Here is a 19,080-nt window from a genome sequence, read left to right on the forward strand (position 1 = left end):
CCGTGGGCTCCGCGGATCTGCGGCCCACAGAGGTACTCATGGCGATCAGTGGCCCTTCTGTCACGCGGCGAGTTCTGACAGGGAGACAACTTTCAGTCAGGCAGTCGATGCGCTTCGACGGGCGTTAACGCTAACGCCGGGTTCGGCACCCGACAAGTGGTCGGACGCAACTCCTCTTTCTTCTGCGTCACCCCAGGTGCCAACTGCCCCTTCATCGGAGTTACCCGGTATTCAGGCAGTTGAGGGGCAATGAGTGAGGGGCGAAATGATCACCTGCCGATTGGCGGTCGGCTGCCTCCATGTCACTTTCGAAGCGCTTCGACAACTGTGCTGCCGCCGCGCCTTGCGGACTGTCGGCGGAAGCCGTTCGGGCACTCCGGGGGACTGCCTCTGCCCGGACGGTCGGCGCGCTGACGCCCGGACGACCGGGCCCGGACGACCCGGAGCAGGCGATAGCCGTCATGTCGCCCCGGGCCAACCTGATCCACCAGGCCTGATCTCATGGATGAGATGACACCCGCGGAAGTGTGATCGAACCGACCGCCGACAAACAGGCGCGTCCGGTGGTGCTCAGCGACCTTGCCGAACGCCTCGGCGTCTCAACGACTACGGTGCCCCGGGCGCTCAATGATCAGCCCGGTGTCGGCGCGGCGACCCGCACGAGGATTCCGGCGCTGGCAGCCGAACTCGGGTATCGCCCCAATGCCTCGGCGCGCGCTCTGGTGACCGGTCGTAGTTCGGTGGTGGGGTTGATCGGTTTCGACATCCCCTACTAGGGCCCCGGCTCCGTCCTTGACGGGGTGGGACAGGCCGCCCGGCGACTCGGATATTCGCTCCGTGCGGCGAGAGTGCGTGCCAGGCGTCGCGGGGCAGGCGGGACTTTGCGGACACGGCCTAGGTCTGGCACCTTGCCGGGCCGGCCGGCTGGGACTCCTCACACCTGCGCGAGCGAGGCTGGCGGGAAGCCCACACCGACGCAGGGCTCGCGCCGCCGCGGGTGATGAGGGGCGACTGGACCGCACGTTCCGGATACGAACTCGGCCGACGGCTCGCAGCGCGACCGGAGGTGACCGCCGTCTTCGCCGCCAACGACCAGATGGCCATCGGCGCCCTGCGCGCCCTGCGCGAAGCGGGCCGCGACGTGCCCGGCGACGTCAGCCTCGTCGGGTACGACGACATACCCGAAGCTGCCTATCTCTGGCCACCGCTGACCACCGTACGCCAGGACTTCGGCGCAGCGGGCCGTCGATCCCTCGACCTGCTGGTGTCCCAGATCCGAGGAGCGCCGCGCAGCCCGGAAGTCACCCTCATCGGCACTCAACTCGTCGTCCGGGAAAGCTCCGCGCCACCGCCAGGCACCGGCTGAGTGGCGGCGCAGCGGACGCCGACGCGATGAGGCGATGAGGTATGGCGCAGGCCCGTCGTGCAGAAGGCCCCCGAAGCGGAGCGCGCGGAGTCCGAGCGGGTCTCGTGAGGCGGTGCCGCCCGACGGGACGGCATGAGCCGCCGGTCGGTCAGTCCGTACTGAGGGGAATCCGCAGCCGTACCCGGTAGCCGCCCTCCGCGGTCGGGCCCGACTCCAGGGTGCCGTGCAGGATCTCGGCCCGTTCCCGCAGGCCGACCAAGCCCTGCCGCGAACCCGGGAGGGGCAGGGAGGGACGCGTGGACGCGGTGTTGGTGACGGTCACTCCGACGTGGTCGCCGTCCTGCCACAGCTCGACGCACGCCGTGGCGCCGGGGGCGTGCTTGCGGACGTTGGTCAGCGCCTCCTGGACGGTGCGGTAGACGGCCCGTTGCGCGGGTGTGCCCACGGCGGGCGGCAGCTCACCCGACAGCTCCGTGTGCGTGCCGCTGGATTCCACCAGTTTGCGCAGGTCGGCCAGGGTGGGCTGGGGAGTCAGCTCGGTGGCGTTGCCGCCGGAGGCGCGCAGCAACGTGACCATGGTGCGCAGTTCGTCGAGGGTGGTGACGCTCAGCGAACGGATCGTGCGAGCGGCCTCCTTGGCGTCCGCGTCCTTGGTGGCGACCTGGAGGGCTCCGGCCCGTACGGCGATCAGGCTGACCTGGTGGGAGACCACGTCGTGCATCTCGCGGGCCAGTTGGGCGCGTTCGCGGGCGAGGACGGCCTGGGCGTGCAGGGTCCGCTCGTGCTCCCTGGCCTCCTCGATCTCGGTCAGCCGCCGCCCCAGGTCCCGGTGGGTCTGGATGAGTTGGCCGAACAGGACCGGCGCGATGCTGGTTGCCAGGCTGTACACGAAGAAGACCAGTGTCATGGTCCGGCCGACCTCGGTGAGGCTGGCCAGGGGCCAGGGGGTACTGCTCGCGACGGCGGACAGGGCGACGCACACCGCGAGGAGACGGCGGTTGCGGGAGCGTTCGGCCAGGGTGAACAGCGCCACGAGCACAGCGACGGCGACATCCTGCGTCAGCGCGAGGGGCAGGGTGAGCAGGAACACGCCGAGCGGGAACCGGCGCCGGAACGCCAAGGCGGCGCAGCCGACCGCGGCCAGCGCGATGCCGAGGCGCGTGTACTCCCACATGTTCAGCCATACGTCCACGGCCGCCACCGCCACCAGGACGAGGTCGACGACCGGTGCGGGCACACGCTCCCACAGCTCGCGGGCGCGGCTCATCGGCCGGCCTCCGACTGCGGGCGCTCGTCGAGCAGTCCGGCCCGCTGCGCCAGCAGCGCCGCCTGCACCCGGCTCGTCACCCGGAGCTTCGTGAGGATCGCGCTGACGTGGTCCTTCACCGTGCCGGCGCCCAGATGGATGCGTGCCCCGATATCGGCGTTCGACAGCCCCTCCGCGACCAGGACGAGGACATCGCGCTCGCGGGCGGTGAGCAGCCGGACGCGGGCCGCGTCCTCGTCGACGGCCGCCTCGGTGCCGGGGTGGCCCCGCAGCAGTGTCCGGGACGCCTTGGGGGAGAGCACCACACCGCCCGCTGCCAGGGTGCGCACCAGGTGGGCGAGTTGCTCCGGCTCGGTGTCCTTGAGCAGGAAACCGGCCGCACCGCAGTGCAGCGCGGTCAGGATGTACTCGTCGGCGTCGAACGTCGTCAGCATCGCCACCACCGGGGCGTCCGGCCTCGCCCGCAGCTCTCGCAGGACGGTCAGCCCGTCGACGTCCGGCATCCGGATGTCCAGCAGCACCACGTCCGGCCGCTCCCGCCGGACGGTCTCCACGGCTTCGCCCCCGCTCGCGGTCGCGACGACCTCGATGTCCTCGGACGCACCCAGGATGAGCCCGAAACCCGACCGGACCAGGGCCTCGTCGTCCACCACCACTACCCGGATCACGTGCGCTCCGCCTTACCTTTGTCCATGCCACCCGGCCTTTACCGCCCCGACTCTAAGGCGCCGTAGAGTTCCCGCGGCCGGGCGAGTCGCAGCTCCAGCCACACGGCGGGGTATCTCCCTCCGGTCGGCAGGGGGACCTCAGCCGACCGCCGGATACTCCGCGGACCGCCCGGTTTCCAGGCTTGGAGCCATGACGCAGCGCCGGGACACCGCGATGCCTCCGATCGGGGAGGAATCCCCGACGGACGGGAGAGCCGACTCTTCGACCGGCACGCCCCGCACCCCCGGTATGGGCAGGCTGATCGGCCTGGACCTGGCCGGGGTCGGGCGGGAGCCCGGCGAGCGCATGGTGGTCCGACCCAGCGGGCTTCCCGTTCGCCGACACCCCCTACTGGCTGCTGGCGGCCTCTCCGCACAGTGAGACGACCTTGTCGATCGTCGGCAACACCGACGTGGCGATCACCGTCGTGGCCGTCTGTCTCTGAGGAACTGCCCGGGGCGTCGCTGCTCGTGCTGCTCGGCTTCATCGCGGTCGTCATGCTGTTGGCGACCGCCTGGTCGCGGTACGTCTCACGTGGCCCGCTGGAGTGGCGGATGGCCAAGGCGACCGGCGTGGCGCACCACGTCCGGTGGACCGCGCGCCGGGGACTCGGCTCGCGGCCGCGCGCGGTACCCGACCGGGTTGTCGAAGCCCTGGGCCCGCGCCGTCGCGGAACGTCCCGTGGAGCCTCGCTGATGGCTCTCGCCCCCCTCGATCGCCATCGCGGGCAGAATGGCCGCGTGTCCCCTCTCGACCGGCCCCCTCTCCCGCTGCTGCGTGGCGTCCGAGCCGACGCCGCACTGGCTCTCGGGACGTTCGTGCTGGTGGCGGTCGCGGAGGGGCAGTTGCTGCGGAGCGGTGAGAACTCGACGCCTTCACGCATCGCGTCCTGGCTGCTGATCGTCGCGGTGTGCGGAGCACTGCTGTTCCGGCGCCGGTTTCCGGTGGCGGTGGGCTGGTGCACGGCGCTGGCCACGGGCGGCTATCACCTGTTGAGCGACACCGACGGCCCGCTGGTCGTGGTGCCGATCGTGGCGTTGTACGCCATCGCGGCCAAGGGCCGGCTGCAGGCCGCTGCCGCCATCGCGGCGGCGATGCTGATCGGCATGTCCGCGGGCACCTTCGCGGGCAACAGCGACATCAACGGCACGGCGGTGTTCATGCTCGCCGGCTGGCTGGTCGCCGTCGTGGCCCTCGGTACCGTGCGGCACGGCCGGGCGGCCCATGCCGAGGAGGAGGCGCGGCTGCGGGCCACCGAGGAGCGGCTGCGCATCGCCCGCGAGCTGCACGATGTGATCGGGCACAACATCTCGATGATCAACGTGCAGGCAGGTGCGGCGCTGCATCGGCTGAAGAAGGACCCCGCACAGGCCGAGGAGGCGCTCGGCGCGATCAAGGCTGGCAGCCGCGAGACCCTGCGGGAGCTTCGGGCGACCCTCGGGGTGCTCCGCCGGGTCGACGAGGAAGCGCCCACGGCACCTGCGCCGGGACTCGCCCGGCTGGACGAGCTGGCGGCTGCGGCGAAGCCGGCCGGGCTCACGGTGCGGATCGTGCGGACCGGGGTGGAACGCTCGCTGTCCGCCCCGGTCGACCTGGCCGCGTACCGGATCGTGCAGGAGTCCCTGACCAACGCCGCCAAGCACAGCGGCGCCGGGCGGGTCTCCATCCGGGTCTGCTACGGAGCCGATGACCTGACCCTGGTTGTCGAGGACGACGGACGTGGCGCGGCACCCCGCGCGGGCGGGGTAGGTGGCGGCAGCGGGATCGCCGGCATGACCGAGCGGGCGCGGGCACTGGGCGGCGAACTGGCGGCGGGTGCGCGGCCGGAGGGCGGATTCGCGGTGCGGGCCCGGCTGCCGTACGGGAGCACAGAAGAGCTGATGGAGGAGAGCGACCGATGATCAGGGTCCTGCTGGCGGACGACCAGAGGCTGGTGCGGGCCGGGTTCCGGTCGATCCTCGCGGATGAGGACGACATCGAGGTGGTCGGCGAAGCCGCCGACGGGCAAGCCGCGGTCTCGGCCTGCCGCGAACTCCAGCCGGACGTCGTCCTGATGGACATCCGGATGCCGGGGATGGACGGGCTGGAAGCCTCCCGGGCGATCGCCGGGGACCAGCGGCTGACATCGGTGAAAGTGGTCATCCTGACGACTTTCGATCTGGACGACTACGTGTACGGGGCGCTGCGCGCCGGGGCCACGGGCTTTCTGGTGAAGGACACGGAGCCGGAGGAACTGCTGCAGGCGGTGCGGGTCGCCGCCCGCGGTGACGCCCTGATCAGCCCGTCCGTCACCCGGCGGCTCATCGCCGAGTTCGCGGGCCGGGTGAAGGGCCCTGAGCCGGATCCCCGGCTCGACGTCCTCACCGAACGGGAGCGCGAGGTCATGCAGTTGGTCGCGGCGGGACTCACGAACGACGAGATCGCGGCGCGGCTCGTGCTGGCACCGTCGACGGCGAAGACACATGTCAGCCGGATCATGTCGAAGCTGGGGGCGCGGGACAGGTCGCAGGTCGTGGTGCTGGCGTACGAGTCCGGCCTGGTCAGCCCGGGCTGGCTGGCGGACTAGCAAGGAGGGCGGGGCAGGCGGTGCACGGCCGGCCGCCGGCCCTCGCAACTCCTGGGGTACCGCGCGGCGGCAGCGTACATCCGCTGGGGTACGACCGGTGTCGGCCGGAGGCTGACGATTCGGCCCCCGTCGCGCAGGCACGATCGAGGCCATGAACGCACCCCTCTTCCCCGGACGGGCCACGGCCGCGCTCGTCGGCGCGCTGGTCGGGGCCGCCGCCGGAATTCTGCTGGTCTCCGCCGCCGGGGCCCTGGCCGTGGAGGTCGACGGCGTGTTCGCCCTCCTGGCGATCGGCCTGCCCGCGCTCTGCGGCGCCGTGGTGGGCGCGTTCGTCACCCCAGGCCACTCTCGCTGAATCCGAGGTAGTCACCCATGTCTTCCACCCGCGGCACAGCCGTGCCCCTTGCCCCGCCCACACCACCGGGCCGACCGGACCGACCGGACCGGCCCGGGGAGGGCCGGTTCGGATCCCTGGCCGGCTGGGCGCAGCGTCACCGCTGGGCCGCCCTGCTGATCTGGCTGGCCGTCCTGGTCACGGTCACGCTGGGATCGCAGGCCGCAGGCTCTGCGTACAAGAACGACTTCGCCCTGCCGGGCACGGATTCCCAGGCCGCCACCGACCTGTTCACCGAGCACGGCTCCGCCCAGGCCGGGGACAGCGTCGAGATCGTGCTCAAGGACAGGCAGGGCATCGACGCGGCCCAGACGGCCGTCGAGACGATGCTGGCCGAGGTCGAACGGTTGCCGGGCGTCGCCGACGTACGCAGTCCGTACACCGACGCCTCCGCCGTGTCCGAGGACGGCACGATCGCCTACGCCACCGTCACGCTGGACGCCAAGGCCGAAGCCGTGCCGAAGGAGGACGTCACCGCGATCATCGACACCGCCAAGGGCGCGGAGGCGGACGGTCTCCAGGTCGAGGTCGGCGGCGAGGCCGTGCGGGGAGCCGAGGAGAAGGGCAGCCCGATCGCGGAACTGGCCGGCGTCGTGGCCGCCCTGGTCATCCTCGGGCTTCTCTTCGGCTCCCTGGTGGCGGCCTCCGTACCGCTGCTCACCGCCCTCTTCGCGGTCGGCTCCGCCCTCGGCCTGATCGTTCTCGCCTCGCACGTGTTCACCATCGCGGACTTCACGCCGCCCATCACGATGCTGGTCGGACTCGGTGTCGGCGTCGACTACGCCCTGCTGATCTTCTACCGCTACCGGCACGAACTCAGCCACGGCGCCGACCCGGACGCCGCCGGCCGCACGGCCCTGGACGCCGCCGGCCGTACGGTCTTCTTCGCCGGCTGCACCGTGATCATCGCGCTTCTCGGCCTGGTCGCGCTCGGCCTCGGCTCGCTCCAGGGCGTGGCCCTCGCCCTGGCCCTGACCGTGCTGACCACCATGGCTGCCTCGCTGGTCCTGCTGCCCGCACTGCTGGCGCTGCTCGGCAAGCGCATCCAGCGCCATGTGCTCAGGCACGCGGCAAGGACGGAGGCCAAGGGCCGGACCGAGGGCCGCCGTTGGCGGGCCCTGGCCTGCGCCGTACAGCGCCGTCCGTTGCCGTCACTGCTGGTCGCCGTGCTGGCCCTGCTGGCCCTGTCAGCGCCGGCGCTCGGCATGCGCCTCGGCTTCGCCGACGCGGGCAACGACCCGAGGACGACGACCTCCAGGCAGGCGTACGACCTGCTCGCCGAGGGTTTCGGCCCGGGCTTCAACGGTCCACTGGTCGTCGTGACGCAAGGAGACGAAGCCGCAGGCAAGGCCGTCCAGTTGGAGCTGGCCAAGACCGAGGGCGTAGCGGCGGCGAGCCCCGCCATGCCCTCCGGGGACGGCGCCCTGTCCACCGTGATCGTCTACCCGGAGACGGCACCGCAGGACGAAGGCACCACCGACCTCCTGCACCATCTGCGCGACGACGTGGCCCCGAAGGCGGAGCACGACACGGGCGCCGACATCCTGGTCGGCGGGGCCACCGCCGCCTCCCAGGACTTCGCGGACACGGTCTCCGAGCGGCTGCCGCTCTTCGTCGCCGTGGTCGTCGGCCTTTCGTCACTGCTGCTGATGCTGGTCTTCCGGTCGATCCTGATCCCCGTCAAGGCGGCCCTGCTCAACCTGCTCTCGATCACCGCCGCGCTCGGCGCCATGACTCTCGTGTTCCAGCACGGCATGTTCGGAGTGCAGCCGGGCCCGATCGAGGCCTTCCTCCCCGTGCTGATCTTCGCGATCGTGTTCGGGCTCTCCATGGACTACGAGGTGTTCCTGGTCTCGCGGATGCATGAGGAGTGGGAGCGCACGAAGGATCACTCCCTCGCGGTACGCGAAGGACTGGCCTCCACCGGCAAGGTGATCACGGCGGCCGGGGCCATCATGATCGTGGTGTTCGGCGCCTTCATGCTGAGTGCCGACCGGATGCTCCAGCAGTTCGGCCTCGGGCTCGCGGTGGCGATCCTGATGGACGCCCTGGTCATCCGCTGCCTGATCGTCCCGGCCCTCATGCAGCTGATGGGCAAGTGGGCTTGGTGGCTGCCCGCCCCGCTCTCCCGGCGGCTGCCCAAGGTGGCGCTCGAACGCCCCGCGGACAGCTGACAGGGCCTCACGGACAGCTCTCGGCCGGAGTTTCGGCCGAGAGCTGCGCGCATGCCGGTGATCGATGTCGCTGGGCCACGACGGCGCCCTGGACGATGGCTTCCGGGACCGGTCCCGAGGCATCGCGTTGATCCACCAACCCGGACGCCGCGGACGAGGAACCCTCCGAGATACCGTACGTGCACATCTCCCGGCGCATTGGCCGGCACTTTCGTTACGTGGTTCGGTTCACCGACGGATCCAGGATCAGAATCGACGGGTACTCCGCCGACGACCCGACGCCGTACCGCAGGACACGCACAGACGCGCCTGGATCACGCTCGGGACGTGGCCGCTTGTCGGCGTGGCCTTTGCCATCCCCGTCGTGCTCATATACCAGCACCTGAACTCCAGCAGCTCCGACGACCGCACGATCGTCGCCTTGGCGCTCGGGATGATCGTCTGCGTCGTCGCAGTGGCTTTGTCCTTGGGGGGACTGTCGCGACGCTGCTGTCCATGAGCCGTACTCCTCGTGACAGCGTCGGCCCCCGGCAGGACGGCCGGCGCGAGCTGACATAACGACTCTCACCGATGTCGCTTGGATGTGGGCCGTCGACGGCACCGCTGGTTCTGCGCACAGAATCGGCACGGAGGGCGCCATGCGAGGTCCAGCTCGGCGCCCTCCGCTGTCCGTCGTCGGCCTTTGCGCTATGACCAGGGCAGGACCAGGGCGCCCCAGGCGACGACGGGGCCGAGGGCGACGATTCCGCCGGTGTAGCCGATGACCTGCCGGTAGAAGCGGCGGGAGTCCACCCCACGCGCGTTGCTGAGGACGAGTGCTCCGTTGGTCGAGAAGGGAGAGGTGTCGACGATCGTCGTGGAGACGGCGAGCGCGGCGATCAGTCCGGCGGCGCTGAGGTGGCTGGAGAGCAGCAGCGGTACGGCGATCGGAATGATCGCGGTGAGAATCGCGGTGGAGGAGGCGAAGGCGGAGGTGATGGCTACGGTGAAGCACAGCAGCAGGGCGACGATGACCGGGGCGCCCAGGCCCGCGGCGTGTTCGGAGATCTCCTCGATGATGCCCGCCTTCTCCAGCATCGCGATGTACGTCATCATGCCCGCCACCAGAAGCAGGGTGGACCAGCTGACGCCGTCAACGGCCTTCTCCTGCCGCTTCATGTCCACCAGGGCCAGCAGGGCGCCGGCGGCCAGCGCGAGGAAGCCGATCTCCAGGTGGAAGCCGAGCGCGCCGACGACGAGGGCCACCAGAGAAGCGAGGGTGAGCCACTGCCGCCAATCGGGCCTGCCGGAGACATCGAGGTCCTCGTCGTCGGCTGCCTCCGCGGCGCCCTCGGCCAGCGGGGCGGGACGCTTGGCGAGCAGGGCGTAGGTGAGGAGCGAGAGCAGCAGGTTGATCACGAAGCTGGCGGTGAACAGCGCGACGGCGGAGACCTGCAGATCGGTCTTGTCGACCAGGCCGAGCACCAGCGCACCGGAGACGGCCAGCGGGGAGAACGCGCCCGCGTGCCCGCCGCTGATCACCATCATGCCGACGACCAGCGGGTTGAGCTTGTAGCGGTAGGCGAAGTTCATGCCGATCGGCGCGAGGATCGCGACCGCGGCCGGGGTGAACGTACCGAACGCCGTCAGCATGGCGGCCACCAGGAACAGCACCCAGGGGATGAGCTCCACCTTGCCTCGTACCAGCCGCACCCCGGCCGCGACGAGCCAGTCGATGGTGCCGTTGCGGCGGGCGACGGAGAACAGGTAGGTGACTCCGACGATGGTGACGAAGAGCTTCGCCGGGAACCCCTCGAAGATCTCGTCCTCGGTGAGGCCGAGCGAGGCGGTCCCGACCGCGAAGGTGGCGACGAAGGCGAGGATGCCCAGGTTGATCGGCAGCACGGTGCCGACCACGAACATCACCAGCAGGGCGCCTATGGAGATCACTTCAGCAGACATCTTTGTCCTTGGTGCGGTGGGGACGGGGTGGCGCGCCCCGAGGGCGCGAGGGTATCCCGGTGCGGACGGCTGGGAGCCGACCCGACCGAGGTGATGTTCGTCGCGGCTCAGGCGGCTTGCGGGCTGCCTGCTTCCGGTACGTAGATGCGGGCGTCGGCGAGCAGACGGGCCGCGCGCTGCACGGTGACCCGGTGCGGCAGGCCGTCCCTCACATCGGTGCAGCGGACCGCGACGACGCCGGCGGGCGTGCCGAGGCGCAACCACTCGTCGGTCGGGCCGCCCGTGATCCCGGAGACCACGGACCCCTCCAGCAGCCCGGCCGCCGCGACGGCGACGGCAGAGGTCAGGCCGATCGCGGGGTGCGGGGCGTTCATGCTGAGCATGCGCACCGACACGTCGTAGTCCTCGGCACCGATCGCCTCACCGAGGGTGGTGGTGTACGGCACCGGCGGGCCGACCAGGCCCACCTTGGGCACCGCGTCGCCCGGTTCCTCGCCCGGCCGGAGCAGCCCCATCAGGGGTGCGGCGGTATGACGGACGGTGCGCAGCCACGGGACATCCGCGCTCATCCGCTCCAGCGACTCGGCACCGGTACGCCCGGCACCGGCGGCATCGACAAGGACGACCGGAGCTCCCGCGGTCACCATGCTCACGCGCACCGGCTCGGCGGCGCCGACCCGCAGGTCCTGGGCGGCGCGGCCGGTGGGGAGCAGTGAGGCAGTGGTACCGGCGGGGTCGCGGAAGGTGAGGCCGACCGCGACCCCGCCGGCCCGGGTGCCGGGTACCGTCTGGTACCCGAAGTGCTGCACCACGCCTCCGGGGGTGTCGACGATGCCTTCGAGGACCGCGCCGGTATTGGTGTTGCGCATCACCACACGTGTCCGGTCGCCGGTGACCGGAACCATTCCTTTGGTCACCGCGTACAGGGCGACGCCGGTGGCGCAGTTGCCGCAGTTGCTCGTCCACTCCACCGAGCCCGTCCCGATGCCGACTTGAGCGAACAGGTAGTCGACGTCGACGCCAGGCTGCGGTGAGGCGCTGACCACGGCCGCTTTCGAGGTGGTGGGGGTCGCCCCGCCCACCCCGTCCAGCTCCACGGGATCGGTGGCGCCGTACGCGGAGACCAGCAGCCTTTCGAGATCGCCACGGTCGGCAGGGACTTCGACCTGGTTGAACAGCCAGCACTTGCTGGTGCCGCCACGCACCAGGGTCGCGGGAATGTGCACGTCTTCAGGCTCTTCCTGGATCAACAGAGGGGACGGGAAAGGGCCGAGGCAGCGGTTACGGGCGCATTGCGGGCCGGTGAACCGCTCGGCGATTGCGGAGACCTTCGCAGAGCCATGACTTCGGAACAATCGCAGTTCGCTTCACCTGGGTTTAGCTCAGCTAAAGTCGGCGGCATGCTCAACGTGCGCCGCCTGCTGCTGCTCACCGAGGCCACCGAACGCGGTTCACTCACTGCCGCGGCGGAAGCCCTCGGCATGACCACCTCCGCCGCCTCCCAGCAGATGTCCCTGCTGGAACAGGAGGCAGGGCAGCCCCTCATCGAGCGGCTGCCACGCGGTATCCGCCCCACCCCGGCGGGTGCCGCGCTGGCCGAACGCGGTCAGGCCATCCGCCGCGAACTGCGTGCCGCCCAGGCCGACCTGGACTCCTTCACGGCTCTCGACCAGGGCACCTTGCGGCTCGGTTCCTTCCCCACGGCGAGCGCGTCCCTGCTGCCGCTGGCGCTCACGCGTTTCCGACGTCGCCACGCCGGCATCCGCATCGAGGTACGCGCCGGAGTCCTCGCGGAGCTCAGGGAGATGCTGCACACCGGCGAGGTGGAGCAGGGGCTGCTCTGGGACTACGAATGGAACCGCCTCGACGATCCGGCGCTCGCCCTCACTCACCTGCTGGACGACCCCACGGTGCTGGTCGTCCCCGCCGACTCACCCCTGCGCACACACCCCTCCGTGCGCCTCGGCGACCTCGCCGACCAGGAGTGGATCATCCGCGCCGACAACCACCCCGTGGCCGACGTCCTGCGCCGAAGCTGTCGTCAGGCGGGATTCGAGCCGCGCATCGCCTACTCCTCGCACGACTACCAGGAGGCACAGGCCATGGTCGCCGCCGGTCTCGGCATCGCGCTCGCACCCCGCCTGGCCCTCACCAGCCGGCGCAGCGACGTACGCCTCCTGCCGTTCGCCTCCGACGTCCCGGCCCCCACCCGCCGCATCCTCCTCGCCCGCGCCGCGGCACGCCCCGCCACCCCACCCGCCCAGGCGATGGCCCGCGTCCTGCGCACGGTGGCGCAGCGCTTCACCGCCCCGGACCTGCACCGGGCACAGCTCGGGGCGGTCCGGCGGGGCTGACGGCACGGTCGAACTGCCCCCAAGCAACGTATTCCGCTGGTCGTCGAGGAACATCCGGCGCCGCGTGTCCGAGTGGACGCCGACCGCCGAACAGAAGCTCTCCCTCCTCATTCGTGCTCACGGAGCTCTAGGCCGAGCAGGCAAGCCGAGGTTCACCGGTCCGTCGGGAGACGAGATGCCGACCTGGCTGACGCGAAGGTGCTCCCGCTCGACCTCGTACAGCGGCAGCCCGCCCACCAGCCGGTCACCGGCGTACGCGAGGACTGGGACGCCCTCGCCGAACCCGAGGGCTTCTCCATGTCCCACGGCTGGCCGCGGCCTTCGATCTCGCCGAGCCGGCCCTCCCTGCCCGCCTCGGCCAAGCGTTACCCCGGACCGGCCCGGGACAGGGGCAAGGCCGGATCACCGGTCCCGCTTCACCCGGACCCCGGACGGATCGTCACCCCGACCCCGGGTGGACGAGGGTGTTGTCGCTGGTGCGGTCGGCGAAATAGTCCTCGAGGTTGCGCACGGTGGTCCCGGCGATCTGGGCGACGGCGTCCCGGGTGAAGTACGCCTGGTGCGAGGTGACCAGCACGTTGGGGAAGGTCATCAGGCGGGCCAGGCGTTCGTCGGTCATCACTTCCAGGGACTTGTCGAGGAAGAACACCCCGGCCTCCTCCTCGTACACGTCCAGGCCCACACCACTGAGGCGGCCGGCGCGCAGTGTGGTCAGCAGGGCGTCGGTGTCGATCAGGCCGCCGCGGCTGGAGTTGACCAGGATGGCGTCCGGCTTCATCAGGTCCAGCATCGCCGCGTCCACCAGGTGATGCGTGTCCGGCAGCAGCGGTACGTGCAGACTGACCAGGTCGGACTCGGCGAACAGCCGCTCGCGTGGGACGTACTCCATGCCGAGGGCCAGGCAGTCGGGGTTCTCGGCGATGTCCCAGCCCAGCAGGCGCATGCCGAAACCGTGGGCGATGCGGGCGAACACCGTACCGATCTTGCCGGTGCCCACCACGCCCGCGGTGCGGCCGTGCAGGTCGCGGCCCATCAGTCCGTCGAGGCGGAAGTCGAACTCACGGGTGCGGTGCGCGGCCCGGACGATGCGCCGGTTCACGGCCAGGGCGAGGGCCCAGGCGAACTCGGCGACCGAGTGGGGCGAGTAGTACGACACCCTGGCCACTGTCAGGCCCTTTTCCCGTGCCACGGTCAGGTCGATGTTGTTGTAGCCGGTGGCCCTCTGGGCGATCAGCTTCGTCCCGCCCTTGGCCAGGTGCCGCAGCACCTCGGCGTCGAGGGTGTCATTGACACTGCTGAGTACGATCTCGCGGCCGGCCGCGGTGGGCGCGGTGTCCCGGTTGAGGAACAGCTTCAGGCAGCGCAGTTCGTGGTCGTTGCCGAATGCCCGGTCGAAGGCTTCCTCGAGGAGCGGCCTCTCGTCGGCGAGGACTCCGTACGCGATGATTTCCACGTTTTTCCCTTCCGCCGCACGAGGGCGTGTGCCGTCGATCCCGCCAATGCCAACAAATCCCACCAGTCCCGCCGGTACCACAGCGACCAGCGGCGGCCCGTGCCCCCACGGCTAAGGTCACGGCCTCCGGCGCTCGCTCGTCTCGGGCTGCTCCAGGTGCGAGGCGAGGACCGCGGCCTGGACACGGCGCTGGACGCCGAGCTTGGCCAGCAGCCGGGAGATGTGGTTCTTGACCGTCTTCTCCGACAGGTACAGCTTCTTGCCGATCTCGCGGTTGGTCAGGCCGTCGCCGATCAGGGCGAGGATGTCGCGCTCGCGCGGCGACAGGCTCGCCAGCTCGGGTACGACGGACGGCGTCTCGGCGGGGTCGGCGCGCAGCGAGCGCATCAGGCGGGCCGTGGTCGCGGGGTCCAGCATGGACTGCCCCGAGGCGACCGTGCGGACCGCCGAGACCAGGTCGGAGCCTCTGATCTGCTTGAGGACGTAGCCCGAGGCCCCGGCCATGATGGCGTCGAGCAGGGCGTCCTCGTCGTCGAACGACGTCAGCATGAGGCAGGCCAGCTCCGGCATCCGGCTGCGCAGCTCGCGGCAGACCGTGATGCCGTCGCCGTCCGGGAGGCGTACGTCGAGCACGGCGACGTGTGGGCGCAGCGCGGGGCCGCGGACCAGCGCGTGCTCGACGGTGTCCGCGTCGCCGACCACCGAGATGTCCGGCTCGGCGTCGAGCAGGTCGGTCAGGCCCCGTCGTACGACTTCATGGTCGTCCAGCAGGAACACACGGATCGGGTTCTGCTCCGTGAAGGTGCCTGTCTCGGTCATGACGACCCCTTGTTCCCCGGTGGCTCACGGTCCGCGGACCACGGACTGCTCGTGATGCCGATCATCGCTCGCCGGGACCGGACGCACCAGGGCCGTCCGGCCCCATCGTCCGCGAGGTGCGCCCCTACCGGCCCAGCGGCCGGGGTTCAGCGGCCTCCGGCTCGAAGTCCACATCCACGACCCCTTCGACGGCACGGACGAGGCGGGCTGTCACGGGGATCAGGGACGTGTCCCGGACACGTCCGGCCAGGTGCACCACGCCATCGTGCACCTGGACCCGGAGCGCCGAGCCCGGCGCCGGGAAGAGGCAGGTCACGACCTCGCGCCGTACCTCCTCGGCGATCTCGTCGTCGCCGCGCAGGAACACCTTGAGCAGATCGGCCCTGCTGACGATGCCCTCCAGCATGCCCAGCTCATTGACCACCGGCAGCCGCTTGACCTTGGCGTGCGCCATGGTCCGGGCGGCCTGGGCGAGCGTCGCGTCGGGGCGGGTGGTGAGTGCCGGGGAGGTCATCAGTTCCTCTGCGGTGATCGCGCCGGCCTTCGCCAGGTCGGAGAGGCGGCGGAGCTGGGTGTACCGGTCCGGGTCGCTGTCGCGGAACTCCTCCTTGGGCAGCAGGTCGGCCTCGGAGACGACCCCGACGACGCGACCCTCGCCCTCCAGGACCGGCAGGGCACTGACCTTCCAGTCCTGCATCAGCCGCACGATCTCCTTGAAGGTGGCCCTGCGGCCGACGGCGGTGACCGTGTGGGTCATGACATCACTGACGATGTGCGGGGTGCCGTGCATGGTGGCTCCTTCCTCGCTTCGGCTCGCGGGCCGCTTCCACTCGCGGCCCGTTCAGACACGGCTGCCGGCGCCGTAGGGGGCGTACAGGTCCAGCAGCTGGGTGCGGGCGGAGCGGAGGCGGTGGGCGAGCACCTCGCCGACCCATTGAGTGACGGCGTGGCCCATGGCCGGATCCTCCTGGCACATCGAGCGGACGGCGGTGGCGTCGAACTCGTACGCCCGCACGGGCGTCACCGCCTCGGCGCCCAGGTGCCAGGCGTGCGGGGTGAAGAGCCAGGACCAGCCGACGAGTTCGTTGTGCCGGAGGGCCTCGATGACGGCCGCGCGGCGGCCGGGCACATGCATGTCGAGTTCGACGGTGCCCGTACGGATGATCCAGAACCGGTCGGCCCGGCCACCCTCTTCGAACAGCCGCGTTCCCTGCGCGAAGGACACCTCGCGGGCGACGCGCATGAGCCGCTGCCGGTGCTCGGCGGGCAGGGCGCGCAGCATGCTGGGCGTGGTCGTGGCGATCATGGCGTGCCTCCCGACGGGGTGCAGGTGCTTCCACCGCCAGCGTCTGCCCGCAGCCGGCGGCGGGGCCATGGGCCGCCCGGTCCATGGACGGGGCCACCCGGTCCATCGAGAGGGCGCCCCGGCTCCGGCCTGGAGCGGGAGAGTTCGCGGCGTAGTTCGTCGACCGCGTCCAACGCGGTGATGCCGCCCCCAGTTTGGCCTCGGCGCCGACGAGGCCGAGCACGCACCCGACCGACCCTGAGGACAGGGCGTTCAGCCCTACGTCTGCGGACCTTCGGCATCCGGCGGTCACCGCCACGCGAGAACAAGGGTGAGGGCGTGGGCCACCCAGCGACACCAGGCCAGGCCAGGGCCGGTCGGCCCCTGGCAGGGACCCTGCGGCCCCTGCCAGGGGCCGTATCCGAAGACGAGGCTCGAATCGGCGCCACCGATTCAGGAGGTGGAGATCATGACCCGCACCGTCACCCTCACCGTCACCGTCGGCCTCGACGGCTCGCGTGAGAGCCGCGCGGCGGCCGAGTGGGCGGCCCGCGAAGCACACGCCGATCGACGTTCCGCTGTCCGGCCTGGCTGCCTCGCACTCCCCTGCACCACCGTCGAACCAACGATCCCGGCCCTCGAAGTCCCTATCGGCGCAGGCGTGCCGGCCGGCGGCCGTTCCGAGAAGCCCGCGTGCCTCGGCGGCACGCCGTTCGCCTCGCGACAGGCCCAGTGGCCCCATAGAGTCGCGGGCACGCTGCACCCGAGCGATTGAGGAGTGCTCATGCCAGGTCAGTTCGAAGCGACGGTCGAGGTCGACCGACCTGTCGAGGCCGTGTTCGCCTACCTCGCCGACGGACGCAACGATCCGCAGTTCAGCCCCCGCGTGCTCAGGATCGAGCGGGTTCCCGAGACCCCGACCGCCGTGGGTACGGTCTTCCGCAGCACGGTCAAGGACGCCGGGATGAAGACGGCCAGGGAGTTCCGCATCACCGACCTCGAAGCCCCGGTGAGGATCCGATGGGCCGAGGTGTCCAAGAACAGCGTTACGGCCCGTGAAGGCGGCTACGACCTCGAGCCGCTGCCCGACGGTAGGACTCGGGTCCGTATCTTCAACGTTCTGGAAGGCCACGGCCTCGGCAAGCTCCTCGTCGGCCTGGCGCTCGCCGCCGCACGCAAGGATGCCGGCAACTTCGGCGCGCGGATCAAGGCAGCGGCTGAAGCCGCGATCGAATCGCGCTGACTCTCCTCGCGGAGCCGAACACATCCTCGTCTCCGTCTGATCCGGTCGCCGCGCGGACCACCGGCCACGATGTGAGACTGCTGAACGACGCGACCCGATCACGCGCGCGTGCAGCGGCCCGACGAGAGGGGACGAGGCGGTGACGGCAGAGCCCGGTGACGGTCTCCTGGAGGAATTCCTCGCTGATCCGAAGAGCTCGGCGCTGGACCTGTCCACCGCGGTGATCCGCTGCACCAAGGCCCTGGGGCTGCAACAGGCGGTGGTCTACCTCGCCGATCTGCAGCAGCGCCAGCTGGTCCCGTTGACCGATGTGGCCTCCGCGCTGCCGATCGACGACTCGCTCGCGGGCTGGGCGTACCGAACCCAGTCCCTGCGCCTGGAGGAATCCGAGGCCGGCGGCCTCACGACCTGGCTCCCACTGGTGGACGGCGCCGAGCGGCTCGGCGTGCTCGCCGTGCACTGCCCCACCCTCACACCGCTCTCGCTGCGCCGCAGCCGCACACTCTCCGCGCTGCTCGCCATGATGATCACGTCCAAGCGGGCGTACAAGGATTCCTTCGTACGGCGGACCCGCACCGAACCGATGCAGCTTCCCGCCGAGATGCTGCGCGCCTTCCTGCCGCCCCGCACGATCGGCACGGCGCACGTCGTGTCCACGGCCGTACTGGAGCCCGCCTACGAACTCGGTGGCGACGCGTTCGACCACTCCCTGACCGAGACCACCCTGCACGCCGCCGTCCTCGACGCCATGGGCCACAACCTGGCCTCGGGACTGACCACCGCGGTGTCACTGGCCGCCTGCCGCCACGCCCGGCGCACCGGGGCCGACCTGCCGGAACTGGTGCAGAGCGTGGACGAGGCCCTGTCTCGGTGGCTCCCCGACCAGTTCTGCACCGGCGTCCTCGCCCAACTGGACCTGGCGAGCGGCGTCCTGCGCTGGACCAACTGCGGACACCCAGCACCGCTGCTCATCCGTGACCAGCGCCTGCTCGTCGACGCCATGGAGCGGGACGCCGATCCGCCGATGGGGCTGCCGTCCCTGTTCGCCGAGCGCCCGCGGCACACGCATGAGATCGCCCTCCAGCCCGGCGACCGGGTGCTGCTCTACACCGACGGGGTCACCGAGTCGCGTACCCGGGATGGTGACTTGTTCGGTCTCGAACAGTTCACCAACTACATCATCCGGGCCACCGCCGCGGGAGAACTGGCACCGGAAACCCTCCGGCGGCTGATCCACTCGGTCCTGGACGCCCAGCCCGGCAGCCTTCGGGACGACGCGACGCTGCTGCTGTTCGAGTGGTGGCCGCCCGCACGGTGACTCAGGGGCTCGACTACGGCTGTCCAGTGGCGCCCACGCCTCGGCCGCCCTCCGGAAGGGCGTGGTTGCGGATGCGGACGACGGTCTGGACGGCGTGGTGGAGGCCGTCGCCACGTTTGCGGCGGTCACACAGGATCAGCCGAGTGGTCGCTTCCCTGGCAGCAGTCGGTGGCTTTCCGCCACTCGGGCCCC

General features: G+C 70.8%; 19 protein-coding genes. 10 read left to right on the forward strand and 9 right to left on the reverse strand.

Annotated features, from left to right (window positions below):
- Nucleotides 1-527: 527 nt before the first annotated feature.
- Together ACIBAG_RS13875 and ACIBAG_RS13880 are read left to right on the forward strand one after the other, a co-directional pair.
- Complete coding sequence (locus tag ACIBAG_RS13875) at nt 528-776, forward strand: LacI family DNA-binding transcriptional regulator (RefSeq protein WP_399104551.1); 249 nt, start codon at nt 528-530, stop codon at nt 774-776.
- Between the two features lie 164 nt (nt 777-940).
- Entirely contained in the window at nt 941-1,366 is a 426-nt protein-coding gene (locus tag ACIBAG_RS13880) for a substrate-binding domain-containing protein (protein ID WP_399105406.1), read from the forward strand.
- A 148-nt stretch (nt 1,367-1,514) separates the two neighbouring features.
- Here the strand turns inward: ACIBAG_RS13880 and ACIBAG_RS13885 are convergent, their stop codons facing one another.
- Together ACIBAG_RS13885 and ACIBAG_RS13890 are read right to left on the reverse strand one after the other, a co-directional pair.
- Nucleotides 1,515-2,633 carry a sensor histidine kinase gene (locus ACIBAG_RS13885; RefSeq protein ID WP_399104553.1) on the reverse strand — a complete coding sequence of 373 codons (1,119 nt, stop codon included), beginning with the start codon at nt 2,631-2,633 and terminating at the stop codon, nt 1,515-1,517.
- Nucleotides 2,630-3,301 carry a response regulator gene (locus ACIBAG_RS13890; protein ID WP_399104555.1) on the reverse strand — a complete coding sequence of 224 codons (672 nt, stop codon included), beginning with the start codon at nt 3,299-3,301 and terminating at the stop codon, nt 2,630-2,632. Before ACIBAG_RS13890 ends, ACIBAG_RS13885 begins: the two co-directional genes overlap by 4 nt.
- A gap of 735 nt (nt 3,302-4,036) precedes the next feature.
- Between ACIBAG_RS13890 and ACIBAG_RS13895 the strand changes: the two genes are divergently transcribed.
- The 4 genes from ACIBAG_RS13895 (at nt 4,037) to ACIBAG_RS13910 (ending at nt 8,475) form a co-directional block, all read left to right on the forward strand.
- Nucleotides 4,037-5,242 carry a sensor histidine kinase gene (locus ACIBAG_RS13895; protein ID WP_399105408.1) on the forward strand — a complete coding sequence of 402 codons (1,206 nt, stop codon included), beginning with the start codon at nt 4,037-4,039 and terminating at the stop codon, nt 5,240-5,242.
- Complete coding sequence (locus ACIBAG_RS13900; RefSeq protein ID WP_399104557.1) at nt 5,239-5,907, forward strand: response regulator; 669 nt, start codon at nt 5,239-5,241, stop codon at nt 5,905-5,907. The genes ACIBAG_RS13895 and ACIBAG_RS13900 overlap by 4 nt, the downstream gene beginning before the upstream one ends.
- Nucleotides 5,908-6,058: 151 nt before the next feature.
- Nucleotides 6,059-6,262, forward strand: a complete 204-nt coding sequence (locus tag ACIBAG_RS13905) for a hypothetical protein (RefSeq protein ID WP_399104559.1) — start codon at nt 6,059-6,061, stop codon at nt 6,260-6,262.
- Between the two features lie 17 nt (nt 6,263-6,279).
- Nucleotides 6,280-8,475, forward strand: coding sequence for an MMPL family transporter (locus ACIBAG_RS13910; RefSeq protein WP_399104561.1), 2,196 nt, complete (start codon nt 6,280-6,282; stop codon nt 8,473-8,475).
- Nucleotides 8,476-9,162: 687 nt separating this feature from the next.
- On the opposite strand, the gene ACIBAG_RS13915 is transcribed toward ACIBAG_RS13910, so the two are convergent.
- Both ACIBAG_RS13915 and ACIBAG_RS13920 read right to left on the reverse strand, forming a co-directional pair.
- Nucleotides 9,163-10,416, reverse strand: coding sequence for an SLC13 family permease (locus ACIBAG_RS13915; protein WP_399104563.1), 1,254 nt, complete (start codon nt 10,414-10,416; stop codon nt 9,163-9,165).
- Nucleotides 10,417-10,523: 107 nt separating this feature from the next.
- Entirely contained in the window at nt 10,524-11,642 is a 1,119-nt protein-coding gene (locus ACIBAG_RS13920) for a PrpF domain-containing protein (RefSeq protein WP_399104565.1), read from the reverse strand.
- Between the two features lie 174 nt (nt 11,643-11,816).
- Between ACIBAG_RS13920 and ACIBAG_RS13925 the strand changes: the two genes are divergently transcribed.
- Entirely contained in the window at nt 11,817-12,770 is a 954-nt protein-coding gene (locus tag ACIBAG_RS13925) for a LysR family transcriptional regulator (RefSeq protein ID WP_399104567.1), read from the forward strand.
- A gap of 117 nt (nt 12,771-12,887) precedes the next feature.
- Here ACIBAG_RS13925 and ACIBAG_RS13930 read toward each other — a convergent pair whose 3' ends face one another.
- The 5 genes from ACIBAG_RS13930 to ACIBAG_RS13950 all read right to left on the reverse strand — a co-directional run bounded on the left by ACIBAG_RS13930 (nt 12,888) and on the right by ACIBAG_RS13950 (nt 16,348).
- The gene (locus ACIBAG_RS13930) at nt 12,888-13,076 is read right to left on the reverse strand and encodes a hypothetical protein (protein ID WP_399104569.1); all 189 of its coding nucleotides are present in this window, start codon (nt 13,074-13,076) and stop codon (nt 12,888-12,890) included.
- A 133-nt stretch (nt 13,077-13,209) separates the two neighbouring features.
- Nucleotides 13,210-14,223, reverse strand: a complete 1,014-nt coding sequence (locus ACIBAG_RS13935) for a 2-hydroxyacid dehydrogenase (RefSeq protein ID WP_399104571.1) — start codon at nt 14,221-14,223, stop codon at nt 13,210-13,212.
- A gap of 117 nt (nt 14,224-14,340) precedes the next feature.
- Nucleotides 14,341-15,042 carry a response regulator gene (locus ACIBAG_RS13940; RefSeq protein WP_399104573.1) on the reverse strand — a complete coding sequence of 234 codons (702 nt, stop codon included), beginning with the start codon at nt 15,040-15,042 and terminating at the stop codon, nt 14,341-14,343.
- Between the two features lie 124 nt (nt 15,043-15,166).
- Nucleotides 15,167-15,832 carry a CBS domain-containing protein gene (locus tag ACIBAG_RS13945; RefSeq protein ID WP_399104575.1) on the reverse strand — a complete coding sequence of 222 codons (666 nt, stop codon included), beginning with the start codon at nt 15,830-15,832 and terminating at the stop codon, nt 15,167-15,169.
- 51 nt (nt 15,833-15,883) lie between these two features.
- Nucleotides 15,884-16,348: a Crp/Fnr family transcriptional regulator gene (locus ACIBAG_RS13950; RefSeq protein WP_399104577.1), complete on the reverse strand. Its 465-nt coding sequence runs from the start codon at nt 16,346-16,348 to the stop codon at nt 15,884-15,886.
- A 448-nt stretch (nt 16,349-16,796) separates the two neighbouring features.
- Between ACIBAG_RS13950 and ACIBAG_RS13955 the strand changes: the two genes are divergently transcribed.
- The 3 genes from ACIBAG_RS13955 to ACIBAG_RS13965 all read left to right on the forward strand — a co-directional run bounded on the left by ACIBAG_RS13955 (nt 16,797) and on the right by ACIBAG_RS13965 (nt 18,888).
- Nucleotides 16,797-17,102, forward strand: coding sequence for a hypothetical protein (locus ACIBAG_RS13955; protein WP_399104579.1), 306 nt, complete (start codon nt 16,797-16,799; stop codon nt 17,100-17,102).
- 9 nt (nt 17,103-17,111) lie between these two features.
- The gene (locus ACIBAG_RS13960) at nt 17,112-17,570 is read left to right on the forward strand and encodes an SRPBCC family protein (protein ID WP_399104581.1); all 459 of its coding nucleotides are present in this window, start codon (nt 17,112-17,114) and stop codon (nt 17,568-17,570) included.
- 139 nt (nt 17,571-17,709) lie between these two features.
- Nucleotides 17,710-18,888, forward strand: a complete 1,179-nt coding sequence (locus ACIBAG_RS13965) for a PP2C family protein-serine/threonine phosphatase (RefSeq protein WP_399104583.1) — start codon at nt 17,710-17,712, stop codon at nt 18,886-18,888.
- Nucleotides 18,889-19,080: the final 192 nt, after the last annotated feature.

Source organism: Streptomyces sp. NPDC051243 (assembly GCF_044455405.1).
Lineage (GTDB): Bacteria > Actinomycetota > Actinomycetes > Streptomycetales > Streptomycetaceae > Streptomyces.